The organism is Rhizobium bangladeshense (genome assembly GCF_001662075.1).
Taxonomy (GTDB): Bacteria; Pseudomonadota; Alphaproteobacteria; order Rhizobiales; family Rhizobiaceae; genus Rhizobium; species Rhizobium bangladeshense_B.
Window position 1 is genome coordinate 378,738 of record NZ_LYPL01000005.1, and the last position, 12,697, is coordinate 391,434.

At 61.1% G+C, this 12,697-nt stretch carries 10 protein-coding genes; all 10 read right to left on the reverse strand.

What is annotated here, in order from left to right; genetic code table 11:
- Window positions 1-157: 157 nt before the first annotated feature.
- The 10 genes from A7X77_RS13445 to A7X77_RS13490 all read right to left on the reverse strand — a co-directional run bounded on the left by A7X77_RS13445 (window position 158) and on the right by A7X77_RS13490 (window position 12,254).
- A complete protein-coding gene (locus A7X77_RS13445; protein WP_064683391.1) occupies window positions 158-1,594 on the reverse strand; it encodes an efflux transporter outer membrane subunit in 1,437 nt (478 codons plus the stop codon).
- A gap of 153 nt (window positions 1,595-1,747) precedes the next feature.
- Entirely contained in the window at window positions 1,748-4,858 is a 3,111-nt protein-coding gene (locus tag A7X77_RS13450) for an efflux RND transporter permease subunit (protein WP_064683392.1), read from the reverse strand.
- A 48-nt stretch (window positions 4,859-4,906) separates the two neighbouring features.
- On the reverse strand, window positions 4,907-6,118 hold the full coding sequence (locus A7X77_RS13455; protein WP_064683393.1) for an efflux RND transporter periplasmic adaptor subunit: 1,212 nt from the start codon (window positions 6,116-6,118) through the stop codon (window positions 4,907-4,909).
- Window positions 6,119-6,275: 157 nt separating this feature from the next.
- On the reverse strand, window positions 6,276-6,878 hold the full coding sequence (locus tag A7X77_RS13460) for a TetR family transcriptional regulator (RefSeq protein WP_064683394.1): 603 nt from the start codon (window positions 6,876-6,878) through the stop codon (window positions 6,276-6,278).
- Between the two features lie 106 nt (window positions 6,879-6,984).
- Window positions 6,985-7,929 (reverse strand): phosphoribosylaminoimidazolesuccinocarboxamide synthase, encoded by a 945-nt coding sequence (locus A7X77_RS13465; protein ID WP_064683395.1) that lies wholly within the window; start codon window positions 7,927-7,929, stop codon window positions 6,985-6,987.
- Window positions 7,930-8,020: 91 nt separating this feature from the next.
- Complete coding sequence (locus A7X77_RS13470; protein ID WP_064683396.1) at window positions 8,021-9,763, reverse strand: SLC13 family permease; 1,743 nt, start codon at window positions 9,761-9,763, stop codon at window positions 8,021-8,023.
- A 147-nt stretch (window positions 9,764-9,910) separates the two neighbouring features.
- Window positions 9,911-10,600 carry a phosphoribosyltransferase gene (locus A7X77_RS13475; protein ID WP_064683419.1) on the reverse strand — a complete coding sequence of 230 codons (690 nt, stop codon included), beginning with the start codon at window positions 10,598-10,600 and terminating at the stop codon, window positions 9,911-9,913.
- Between the two features lie 14 nt (window positions 10,601-10,614).
- Window positions 10,615-11,415: a pseudouridine synthase gene (locus A7X77_RS13480; protein WP_064683397.1), complete on the reverse strand. Its 801-nt coding sequence runs from the start codon at window positions 11,413-11,415 to the stop codon at window positions 10,615-10,617.
- Window positions 11,416-11,566: 151 nt separating this feature from the next.
- A complete protein-coding gene (locus A7X77_RS13485; RefSeq protein ID WP_009987986.1) occupies window positions 11,567-11,773 on the reverse strand; it encodes a hypothetical protein in 207 nt (68 codons plus the stop codon).
- Between the two features lie 142 nt (window positions 11,774-11,915).
- On the reverse strand, window positions 11,916-12,254 hold the full coding sequence (locus tag A7X77_RS13490; RefSeq protein ID WP_064683398.1) for a hypothetical protein: 339 nt from the start codon (window positions 12,252-12,254) through the stop codon (window positions 11,916-11,918).
- Between the last annotated feature and the right edge of the window lie 443 nt (window positions 12,255-12,697).

Genomic DNA, 12,697 nt, shown 5'->3' on the forward strand with positions numbered 1-12,697 from the left:
GCTGCCTGATTAATCGTTTAATCAGTCCTATATCAGCGGCCGCCGCTTGTCGAATCCAAATTCCCTTGTCGCGCAATTATCCAATGCAGAGCCGGCATGAAAAAAGCCCCGCGAGACGATCGCGGGGCTCCGTATTTCCAGAAAGGCGGCGAGCCGATCAGCTCTTGGCCTTCGCCAGCTCAGGCTTCACCGGCACGGTGGTCTTACCGCCGGGCGCGTAGCCGCCGCCGACGGCGATGTTCAGCGAAACATAGTCCTTGGCCATCTGCTGGACGGCCTGGGCAAGGCTTGCCTGGGCGAGCGAAACCTGGCGCTGCGCGTCGAGAACGTCGAGGAGCGAGGAGGCGCCGTCCTTATAGGATGCTGTGGAAAGTTCGAGCGTTTCCTGCGTCGTCTTTACCTGGGCCTGAAGCGCGGCGACCGTGCGGGCGTCGCGGCGAACGGCGGCCAGCGCATTCTCGACCTGCTCGACGGCGGTCAGCACCGTCGATTTCCAGTTAAGGTAAGCGGTCGCAGCCTCGGATTGGGCCGACTTGACGTTGGCGCGGAGGCGGCCGCCATCGAGGATCGGCAGGTTCAGCGTCGGGCCAAAAGACCAAGGCGTCAAAGCGCCATGCACACCCCTCTGGTTGATGTAGGAGGGCGAGATCGAACCGCTGAGCGAGATGCTCGGATAAAGCTGCGCCTCGGCAACGCCGATATTGGCCGTTGCGGCAGCGAGATCACGCTCCGCGACGCGAATGTCGGGACGGTTGCGGATCAGGTCTGCCGGGATGCCGGAGTTGATGCCGCCGCGGTATACCGGCTGACCACCGCCCCTCAGCAATTCGTTGACAAGAGCCGAGGCCGGCAGGCCAAGCAGCGTGGCGATGTGATGGGCCGATACGCGGATGTTGGTCTCAAGGCCGGGAATTTCGGCGAGCGTCGACTGTACCAGACCCTCGGCCTGGACGACGTCGAGCCGCGAGGCGGCGCCGGCTTCAAGCTGGAATTTGGTCAGTTCGTAGGTTTCCTGACGAGATTTCAGGTTGGCCTTCGAAAGCGCCAGGCGCTGTTGATAAAAGCGAACATCGATGTAGCTCGAGACGAGATCCTGCACGAGGGTCAGCTTGGCGACATCGGCGGATGCGTAGGCCGAATCGAGCGAAGCGACCGCGCTCTCGGTGCTTCGCTTATAGAGGCCGAAGAGATCGAGCAGCCAGCTCAGCTGGACTTCGCCGGCACTGGTGTTGCGCGTGTCGAACTGCGTGCGCAGTTCGCCCTTCTGGCCGCTGATCGTGTGCGAGGCGCCGACGTTGAGGTTCGGCAGAGCGCCCGCGCCGGCGACGGTGACGTTGGCGGAAGCTGCATTGATGCGCTCGATCGCCTGCTGGACGGTCAGGTTCTGCTCAAGGCCGGCCTGGACATAGCCGTTCAGCTTGGGGTCCTTGAAAGCTGTCCACCAGGCTGCGGTGGCAACATCGCCGACACTCTTCGTTCCGCCTTCTCCGAATTTGGCGGGCAGCGGCATTTCAGGAGGAGCATGATCCGGGCCTACGACGCAGCCCGACAATAATAATAACAATGCCGGTGTGGCAAAACGAAGAGATACCATTCATTTCTTCCTGTACTCGAGCAAGTCAATTCTTGTCCGAAGCTTCATGCTTCACTCTCGGCGCGCCGCGCCTTTTGTCCCACTTGAAAACACACACCGAAGCAGTCGGGCGCAATGTAGCAATCGGAACAGCATTATCACAGTGCATTTATATCACACAGCTGCCGCATTTTTGCCGCGTGTGGCAAAGATGCGTCGGATGACGACGAAAAAGGACGGCACGAAGAAAATTCCGAGCATCGTCGCCGCCAGCATGCCGCCGAGGACGCCGATGCCGATGGCATTCTGGGCCGCCGAGCCCGCGCCTGTGGCAATTGCCAGCGGCACGACGCCGAGAATGAAGGCGAGCGAGGTCATGATGATCGGCCGCAGCCGCAATCTCGCTGCTTCCAGCGTCGCCTCGTAGAGGCCCATGCCGCTCTCCATCCGATCCTTGGCGAATTCGACGATCAGGATCGCATTCTTCGCCGCAAGCCCGATGGTTGTGAGCAAACCGACCTTGAAATAGACGTCGTTCGCCTGGCCGAAAAGCGTGGCCGCCGTTAGCGCGCCGAGAATGCCGACGGGCACGGCCATGATCACCGAGAAGGGGATCGACCAGCTTTCGTAAAGCGCTGCCAGGCAGAGGAAGACGACGAGAACGGAAATCGCATAGAGCATCGGCGCTTGCGAGCCGGAAAGGCGTTCCTGATAGGAGATGCCCTGCCACGCGACGGTGTAGCCGCCGCCGAGCTGTTCGGTCAGCGCCTCCATTTGGTTCATCGCATCGCCGGAGGACACGCCGGGAGCCGAGGCGCCATCGAGCGGGATGGCGCTGACGGCGTTGAAACGGGCAAGCGAAGGTGCACCCTTCACCCATTCGGTTTTGGTGAAGGCGGAAAAGGGCACCATTTCACCGGAATTGTTGCGCGCATACCAGTGGTTGAGATCGTCCGGCTGCATGCGGAAGGGCGCGTCGCCCTGGACATAGACCGGCTTTATTTCGCCGTTCAGCGTGAAGTCGTTGACGTCGCGGCCGGTGAAGATGATCGACAGCATCGAATTGACCGAGGCGATGTCGACGCCCATGGCGCCGATCTTTTCCTGATCGAGCACAATGCGCATCTGCGGCTCGACCTCCTTGTTACTGCTGCGCAGCGCCACGACCTTGCCTGATGAGTTGCCCGCCTGGATCAGCCGTTTGGAGGCCGCTGTCAGAGCTTCATTGCCATGGCCGCCAGTATCGACGAGATACATGGAAAAGCCGCTCGACACGCCGAGGCCCTGGATTGCCGGCGGCAGAAGCGCGAAGACCTGCGCTTCGCGCATCGCAAAGAAGCTGCGCAAGGCACGGCTGACGACCGATTGGGCGCTCAGATTGGGATCGGTGCGCTGCGAGAAATCCTTGAGCTTGGTGAAGACGATGGCGCTGTTCTGGCCGGAGCCGCTGAAGCCGAAGCCCAGCGCGCCGAAGACGGACTCGACGGCATCCTTCTCGTTTTCGCGATAGTAGTTTTCGACCTTCTCGACGACCGCCTGGGTCTGCTGAGTGGTCGAGCCCGGGGGCGTGGTGACGATGGTCAGCAGCACGCCCTGGTCTTCCTGCGGCAGGAACGAGCTCGGCAGGCGGCTGAAGAGATAGGCACAGCCGGCGCCGATGAGAAGGAAGACCAGCATGACGCGGATCGGCCGCTTCAGGAGATAGCCGATGGTCCTGACATAGCCCTTGGTCGAGCGCGTGAAGTTGCGGTTGAACCAGTCGCCGACGCGGTGCTTTCTGTGCTCGCTGACCGGCTTCAGCATCGTGGCGCAGAGCGCCGGCGTCAGAACGATGGCGACGAGCGCCGACAGCAGCATGGCCGAGACGATGGTGATCGAAAACTGGCGATAGATGATGCCGGTCGAACCGCCGAAGAAGGCCATCGGAATGAAGACCGCGGTCAGCACGAGCGCGATGCCGACGATCGCGCCGGTGATCTCGCCCATCGATTTTTCCGTCGCCTCGAGCGGCGAAAGCTTCTCTTCGGACATGATGCGCTCGACGTTTTCGACGACGACGATCGCGTCGTCGACGAGAAGGCCGATCGCCAGAACCATGGCGAACATCGTCAGGGTATTGATGGAATAACCGGTCGCCGCCAGCACTCCGAAAGTGCCGAGCAGCACCACGGGAACGGCAATCGTCGGGATCAGCGTCGCCCGCAGATTCTGTAGGAAGACGAGCAGCACCACGAAGACGAGGACGATCGCCTCGATCAGCGTATGCACGACCTTTTCGATCGACAGTTCCACGAAGGGCGTCGTATCGTAGGGATAGGTGATCTTCACCCCTTCCGGCAGGGTGCGACCGATGACATCGAGGGCGGAGCGCACGCGGGCGGCGGTATCGATGGCGTTGGCGCCGATCGCGAGATTGACCGCAAAACCGCTCGAGGGCAGGCCGTTGTAGCGTGAGCTGCCGCCGTAGCTTTCCTGACCGATCTCGATGCGCGAGACATCGCTGAGGCGCACCGTCGCGCCGTCCTTTTCGACCTTCAGAATGATGTGTTCGAAATCGGCGACGGTGGTCAGCTGGCTTTGCGCGGTGATGGTGACGTTGAGCTGCTGGCCGGGGATCGTCGGCTGGGCGCCGAGCGAGCCGACCGAGACCTGGGTGTTCTGCGCCTGGATCGCTGCTGTGACGTCGCTTGGCGTCAGCTGATATTTCAACAGCTTGAAGGGATCGAGCCAGATGCGCATGGCGTATCCCGAACCGAAGACGTTGATGCTTCCGACGCCTTCCAGGCGCTGGATCTGATCCTCGATGGAGGTCGACATGATGTTGCCGAGATCGACCGAATTGCGCTTGCCATCGGTCGAAACGAGGGAGCCGACGAGAAGGATGCTTGAGGTCGAGCGCGTAACGCTTATGCCGGCATCGATGACATCACCAGGAAGCTGCGATTGAACGAGCTGCAGCTTGTTCTGCACCTGTACCTGGGCGATATCGGGATCGATGCTGGTCCCGAAGGTGAGCTGGACGCTGGCCGAGCCGGTCGACGAGGTCGAGGTCATGTAAGTGAGGTCGTCGAGGCCGGTCATGCCGTCCTCGATGATCGTCGTCACCGATTTCTCCACGGTCTCGGCGCTGGCGCCGCGATAGGTGGCGTTGATGCGGACCGTCGTCGGGGCGATATCGGGGTATTGTGAAATCGACAGGGTGAAGATCGCCAGCAGACCGGCGAGCATGATGGTGATCGCGATGACCCAGGCGAAAATCGGACGTCGGATGAAAAACTTGGCCATCGGTTGTTCCTGTGCGGCTGTGACGGTGACGCTGCGGGCTCGAAGCGATTATTTCGCTGCGGGCTTCTCAGCATCACCGGCCGCGGGCTGCTCGGCAGGCACCACCACGCCGTTGTCATTGATCTTCATCGGGACCGGCGTTACCGGCATGCCTGCCGTGACCGACTGCAGGCCGGTGACGATCAACTGATCGCCGTCCTTAATGCCTTCGGTCACCAGCCAGGAATTGTTGGACGGCGAGCGGTTCTCGAAGGCCCGGGTTTCGACCTTGCCGTCGGCGGAAACGAATTGCGCCGTCAGCCGGCCGTTGGCGTCACGGCTTGTCGCCAGCTGCGGCAGCGCATAACCGGTCTCGGCGCCGAGCTCGACGGTTGCGCGGACATACATGCCGGGCAGGACGACACGATCGGGATTGGGGAAGAGCACGCGGATGATGAAGGTGCCGGTCGTCTCGCTGACGACCTGCTTCGACATGTCGAGCTTGCCCTGCTGGTTGTATTCCTTGCCGTTTTCGAGAATCAGATGGAAGGCGACGTTCTCCGCGCCCTTGATATTGCCGGCCGCCATGGCATCGCGCAGCCGCAGGAGGTTGGTGCTCGATTCCGTTAGCGAGATATAGATCGGGTCGAGCTGGCGGATCGTCGTCAGCGCCGTCGTCTGGTTGGCAGAGACGACGTTGCCGACATTGTAGGCCGTCTGGTCAATGATGCCGTCGAAGGGCGCGACGATCTTGGTGTGATCGAGGTCGATCTGCGCGGCTGAAAGGGCTGCCTTTGCGGACTCGACTTCGGCCTTTGCCTGGAGAAGCGTCGTCCTGGCTGTCTCGTATTCGATCTGCGTGGCGCCGCTGCCGACGAGGCGCTGGTAGCGTTCGAGATTGCTTTCGGCACTCGGCACGCTCGCCTCGGCCTTGGAGATTGCCGCCTTGGCCTGCTCGACGGCGGCGATATAGGGCGCATCCTCGATCTGATAGAGAAGGTCGCCCTTCTTGATCTCGCCGCCTTCCCTGAAGGCGATCTCGCGGATAATGCCGCTCACCTGCGGCCGGATATCGGCCGTCTGGAAGGCTTCGGCCCGGCCGGGAAGGATCGTGGTAACAGGAAAACCAGCCTTCTTCAGCGCGACCACGCCGACGGGCGTTGCCTGCTGCGCCGCGCCTGCGCCGGCATTGCCGGCAGGCTTGCCGGCGTTGTCGCTGCAGGCGCCAAGCAATGCGCCGGCTACCAGGGCCGAGGAGATAAGCAGGGCACGCCGTATCATTCTGAATTTCCTCATGCGGTCGCAATTGCCATCTATCCATGCACTCGGCCGAGCCAGCTCAGGCTTATACAAGCGACAGGATCGGTCTGGATTGTGGTGCCACTATCCCCGAGTCTAAGAAAAGCTTTACGAAGTGACGTAAGTCAGCAATCGTCACTTAGCAAGCGCTATTTTGCAGTGCGGCATCGACGAAGCTGACGATTTCGCCCGCACGCTGCACCAGTGTTTCCTTGTCGTCGCGGACGATGAGGACGGGATGCAGCACGCAGGCAAGCATATCGGCGACAACATGCGCCGCCCGTTCGGGGTTGCCGCAACGATAACGGCCTTCTGCGACACCTTTGCGGATGATCTCGCCGAGATTTTCCTCGATGCGGGCGCGATAGCGAATGCCGGCTTCGAGTTTGGCCTCGATGGTCGAAAGCACCATTTCAAATATGTAGGGGCTTTTCTGTATATCCTGCAGATGGCCATCCAGCAGGCGCAGGACGAAGCGGTGGAGTTGCTCTTTCGCGGGCATATCCTGGTCGAGGGGAGCGAAGCGCTCGGCAGCATGGTCGAGATGTCGTCCGGCAATGGCATCCACCAGCGCGACCTTGGAGTGAAAATGCTTGAAGATGTTGGCGGGCGACATGTTGAGCGCGCCGGCGATATCGGCGATCGACACCGCGACGTAGCCGCGCTCGCGAAACAACATCTCCGCCATGCAGAGAATGTCCTGTCGCGTTTCCTCGGCCTTGCGTCTCGGCCTCCTCGCCATTTGTCCCCCGCCGGGCCGTGCCCGGGTTTCTTTTTGCTGATGCTAGCGCGATTGCGCGAAAGCTGCCAAGTCGATGCTCGGCCCGGCGGCTTCGTGTGCCGCCTTTTTAAGGGAAATAGCGGGAGAGGTTGTTTCGGACACGGGCAAGCGGCGTCTCACCACTGTCGTCGGGAACAAAGCGTTCGCCGGTGATCGACTCGTAGGCCTTGATGTAGACGGCCGAGGTCTGCTCGATCAGCTCGACCGGAATTTCGGGGATTTCGTCCTTATAGGGATCGCAACGTTCCGCCACCCAGGCGCGGACGAAATCCTTGTCGAAACTTTCCGGCCGTTTTCCGGCCGCGAAGCTCGCCGGATAGCTTTCTGCGAGCCAGTAACGGCTGCTGTCAGGTGTGTGAATCTCATCGGCGAGGATGATGTTGCCGTCGCCGTCGGTGCCGAATTCATATTTGGTGTCGACGAGGATCAGGCCGCGTTCGGCGGCCATTGCCTGGCCGCGGGCAAAGAGTGCAAGCGCATATCCGGAGAGCGTCTCCCACTGCTCCTTGGTCAGAAGGCCGCGGCTGACGATTTCGGCAGGCGTCAGCGGCTCGTCATGACCGCCGTCGAATTCCTTGCTGGTCGGGGTGATGACGGGTTCGGGCAGAATCTGGTTATCGCGCATGCCGTCCGGCAGGCGCATGCCGTACATTTCCCGCTCACCCTTCTTGTAAAGCGTCAGGATCGAGGTGCCAGTGGTGCCGGCAAGGTATCCGCGCACGACGATCTCGACCGGCAGGATGTCGAGCCGTTTGCCGATGACGACATTCGGATCGGGATAGTCGATGACGTGGTTCGGGCAGATGTCCTTCGTCGCTTCGAACCAATAGCGCGCGGTCTCAGTCAGCACCTGGCCCTTATAGGGGATGCAGGTGAGGATTCGATCGAAAGCGCTCAGCCGGTCGGTGCTGATGATGATGCGGCGTCCGTCCGGTAGATCGTAATTCTCGCGCACCTTGCCGCGATAGTAATTCGGCAATTCCGGGAAATGGGCTTCGGAGAGGATTCGCACGGCGCTCGACTGTCCTTGTGTTTCGGTGAAGGCTTCCTGCTCTACTGCATAATTCCTCAAATCGGAATCGGTTTAAGGACAAAATATCGCATCACAGCCAGAACAGAGCCAGGAGAAGCAGAGCAAGGCCGTAACTTGCGACGGCGAGCGGCCAGCCGGCGCGCAGGAAATCGCTGAAACGGTAGCCACCGATTCCCATTGCAAGCGTATTGTTGTGATGGCCGAAGGGCGTCAGGAAATCGAGAGAGGCGCCGACGGCTACCGCGATCAGATAGGCGTCGGGCGCATGTCGCCCGGTCCTTGCAAATTCGAGCGCGATCGGCGTCAGCACGATTGCGACCGTCGCATTGTTGACGAAGGGCGTCAGCGCCATGGCCAGGAAGAGGATGAGGGCGATGCCGGAGAGTGGATGGCTGATCGGTACGACGAGGCTCAGCCAGCCGGTGATCGCTTCGGCTGTCCCTGTGCTTGCCACCGCCTGACCGATTGGGATCATCGCCGCGAGCATAATGATGATCGGCCAGTTGAGGTCGGCCATCGCCTGGCGGATGTTGAGATGGTTGAGCAGGGCGAGGCTGAGCACCACGCCGGCAAAAGCGACCTCGGGATGCAAGCCGATCGCCGACGCAGCGACGCCGCAGGCAAACAGCGCGAAGGGCCGCCAGGAGAGCAGGGCCGGTTCGGCTGCAGTCGTCGGGGCGAGCGGCAGGCACTCGCTTTCCTCCAATGCTTCGGCAATGGCCATGCGCGGCCCTTCCAGCGTCAAAATATCGCCGATCGACAGCTGCAAGTCGAGGAAGCGGCCTTCGATGCGCGGGGTACGCATGGAAAGGGCAGCGACTGCGATGCCGCGATGGTGAAAGACCTCGAGCGAGCGGATGCGCGAACCGACCAGCGTGCTTTCCGGCATCACGACGGTTTCGACTCGGGTAAAATCCGGCGGCAGACCATCCGGGTGGATATCGGCGATTAGCGCTTGTGCGGCTGCAAGCTCGGCGAAGACGCCATCGGCGCCTTCGGCCAGCAGGACGTCGCCGGCGTTTATGACCGACTGGTCGAGCGGGCCAAAAACGAAATTGTCGCCACGGATCAGCGCATGCGGCTTGATGGCGTAGCGGGTTGAACACTCGGAAAGCCGGGTGCCGATCAGCGGAGAAGCTTCCGGGACGCGACGTTCGACGATGATGCGGCGCGTACCCGGGGAGATCGTTGCCGGCACTGCGTCGGGTTCCGGAAACAGGCGCCGGACGCGAAAGGTTATGAGTAGAATGCCGGCAATTGCGACCGGCAGGCCGACATAGGCGAAATCGAAGAAGCGAAAGCCTGCTCCGGTTGCCTTGGCGAGCGCGTCGCTGACGAGCAGGTTGGCCGGCGTGCCGATCAGCGAGACCAGACCGCCGAGCAGGGCGGCAAACGAGACCGGCATGACGAGCTGACGGCGAGGGATCGACAGCACCACGCCGAGCCGCAGCGCCACTGGCAGCGTGATCGCAAAGGCGCCGATATTGTTCATGAAGATGGAAACGAAGCCGGCGAGCGAGGACGTACCTGATATGACCTTGAAGGGCGACGGTCTTGCGGCCGCCCAACGCGCGGCGAAATCGTCGAAGAGCTTGGCGCGCGCCAGCACCTGAACAATCAGCAGGATTTCGATGACGGTGATGACGACAGGGGTGGCGAAGCCCGCGAAAATCTGGTCGGCCGGATAAAGGCCGAGAGCATAACCGGCGAGCAGGCCGGCAATCGCAACCACCTCGATGCGGATGCGCTCGAAGGAGAACAGAACGAGCATCGCCAGCAGAAGGATCAGCAGGGATGCTTGCTCGAACGACATGGGCAGATCCGGTGTTTCATCGGTTGAAATATGTCGCTATCCGGAAACCGCTGCACGCTTCCGGGTGACACGCGTCGAGCGGACTGTAATCGTTCCTCACCCGCTGTACAGAGGCGCCGGGTGGCAAAGATCGAACAATCCTCACGTCTACGGTCGTACAGGTGCCCGCCACTGGCCGGCGGCGTTGCGCTTCAGAATGGGCGTTGCGAAAACGCTGACGATGCGCGTGATCCATTGCGACCCGGCGGCTGCGAGGCTTTCGCGCCAGCGCTCGGATTGCAGCATGGCCGCACCGATGACGACGGGTTCGATGCCGCAGGCTGTCAGCAGATTAATACCCGAGACGATCGATGCGCCGCTGGAAATGACGTCATCAATCAGGCCGACACGCCGTCCGCTCAGCAGCGGCAGCATGCGCGGATCGATATAAAGACGCTTTCCCTGTGTCGGCGTCGTGATCGAGGACAGGGCTACGGAGAGTTCGTCGCGGTACCAGAATTTGCGCGAAGTGCCGAGCGGGACGTAGCGGGCGTGGCCGAGCTTCTGCGCGACGGCCGCGGCAAGTGTCAGGCCGAGCGTCGGCAGGCCGGCGACGATATCGATGCGCATGGGCCTGATCTTTTCGGCGAGGTCTTCGGCCAACGCATCGAGCACGGCGAAGCTTGCCTGGTTGACGATCAGCGAGGCGAGGGCATGTTCGCCATCAGCCAGCACGCGGATCGGCAGGCAAAGCTGGCGCCCGTCTTCCAGTGCGGCGACATAAAAGGAGGTGAACTCCCGATCGTCGGGAAAGGTGCCGGGCGGATGGATTACCTGCCAGAAGTCGTGCGGCGCCATCTCCGTCATATAGGTCAACGTCTTGCCCTTTCCATGCCGGCGCTCCGGCGCAGCGCCTGCAATTCCGCCTCGGTCAGCGCGCGCACGGCACCTTTCGGCAGTTCGCCGAGTTCGAGCCCGCCGATTGCGACCCGCACGAGGCGCAGACATTCGGCCCCGAGCGCCTCCAACATGCGGCGGATCTGGCGGTTGCGGCCTTCATCCAGCTCGACCTCGATCCATGAGTTCCTGTCACCCTGGCGAAGGCGTCGCGTCGCGGTCGCCGTCAGCAACTCACCATCGTGGCGGATGCCCGACGTCATCGCGGCGATTTCCTCGTCGTCCAAAAGCCGACCGATCTGGACATGATAGGTCTTGGTCAAATGGGTGGCCGGATCGAGCAGGATCTGGGCGAATTCCGTGTCGTTGGTGAAAAGCAACAGGCCTTCGCTCGCCTTGTCGAGCCGGCCGACCGGCGAGAGGTGCCGAATGTCGAAATCTGTCAAGCAATCATAGACCGTCGGCCTGCCTTCGGGATCGTGGCGGGTGGTGACGAGCCCGCGCGGCTTGTTGAGCATCAGATAGATTTTTGCCTCGGCGGCGATGGGGAGGCCGTCAACGCTGATCCTGGCCGTCGCAAGATCGACCCATGCAGCGGCATCGCTGATCGTGCGGCCGTCGACGGCGACGCGACTTTCGGCAATCAGCCGTTCGGCTTGGGTGCGGGAGCAGTAGCCGAGTTTGGAAAGGGCGCGGGGAAGGGTGACCCGCTTGCCTGCGCCGGCGGCAGGCTTTGGCCGCTCGCGCGTTTTATGCGATGGGCGCCGGTCCCTCATCTGCTCTCCCTGTGCTGCTTCGATGCCGTTTCTTGGCATGAACGGCACAAGGTTTCCAGCTTGGCGAACTATATCTAGGGAACGATGGGGCTGCAGACTGCCGTCAGCGCTTCTGACGAAGCACCGTCAGGGCATGAAGGGTTACGCTGTCTCAGCGGCAGGCCATGAAACCAGCCAGCTCCTTGCGGCTGACGACGATGCCGGCAGCGGCTTTCACGGGGTCGGGATGCGTATAAGATAGGCTTGGCATTTCCGGCAGTTCGAGTGCCTGACGCATATTCATGATGCCGACCGCGTAACGGCCGTTGACGCCATCGACGCTGACTTCAATGATGCAATTGGCCCTCTTGTTTTCCATGCTATCCTCCCTTTCGCTTTTTTATGGTCCCTTGCTTGCATTAAAAATTGGTTTTTCTAAGACATAAGCATTTACGCACCCTGCCGAAAAACGGATCGGCGGGTGCGTAAAAATATGATTTTTAAGCGGATTGCGGCAGGCCCTAGCGCCACCAATGGCGATGCTGCGGCTGTGGGCTGCCGGAAAGCAGATATCCGGCGAGGAAACCAAGTGCGCCGGCAAGCACCAGCGCCGTCGTCGTGGCTGCTGGATGCTCGCGGGCAGCACCAGCAGCAGCGGCTCCTTCGGCCCTGATCTGGGCGACGGCATTCTTGGCGCGCGGCAGGGCCTCATCATAGACCTTGCCGGCGCGGCCGCGCACTTCGTAATAGGCCTCGGCGCCCTGAGCGGAAATCATCTTCTGCAGGCGGGATACTTCCTGCTGGAGCGCAGCAATGTCCTTGCTGACAGATGCTCTGATATCGTCGGTGTTGGCAGGCATGTCGGTCTCCTTTCCTCGATGGGAAAGACAACACTCCAGACGGCGTTAGGTTCCGAAATGCCGGTCGTTGATTTGTGACGGAAATTTAAATCCTGGGACCGGAAGCGTTTTAATTCTCCGTTAACCATAAATTCGCTCAAGCAGCTGTTTTCCTGCCATCTTTCGCTGGTTGAAAGCGGGTTTCCGAGGATTTTTTATCGACTGGTAAAAGAATTCTCGGAAATCTGCTCCGAAAACGCCGGCTGTGGATAAAGGACCCCGGAAAAATACATGCCAAATCAGCCTGTTACAAAAATGTCAAAAAACTTTTGGTATGGCTGTTGACTTGGAAAAGGGGTTGGTTCTATAAGCCCACTCACTGAACGAGGGCGGCGGCGCTGCTGGCGACGAAGTCTCTCGCTCTAAAGAAACTCAAGCGGATTGGCTGATGCTGGTTTGTGTTC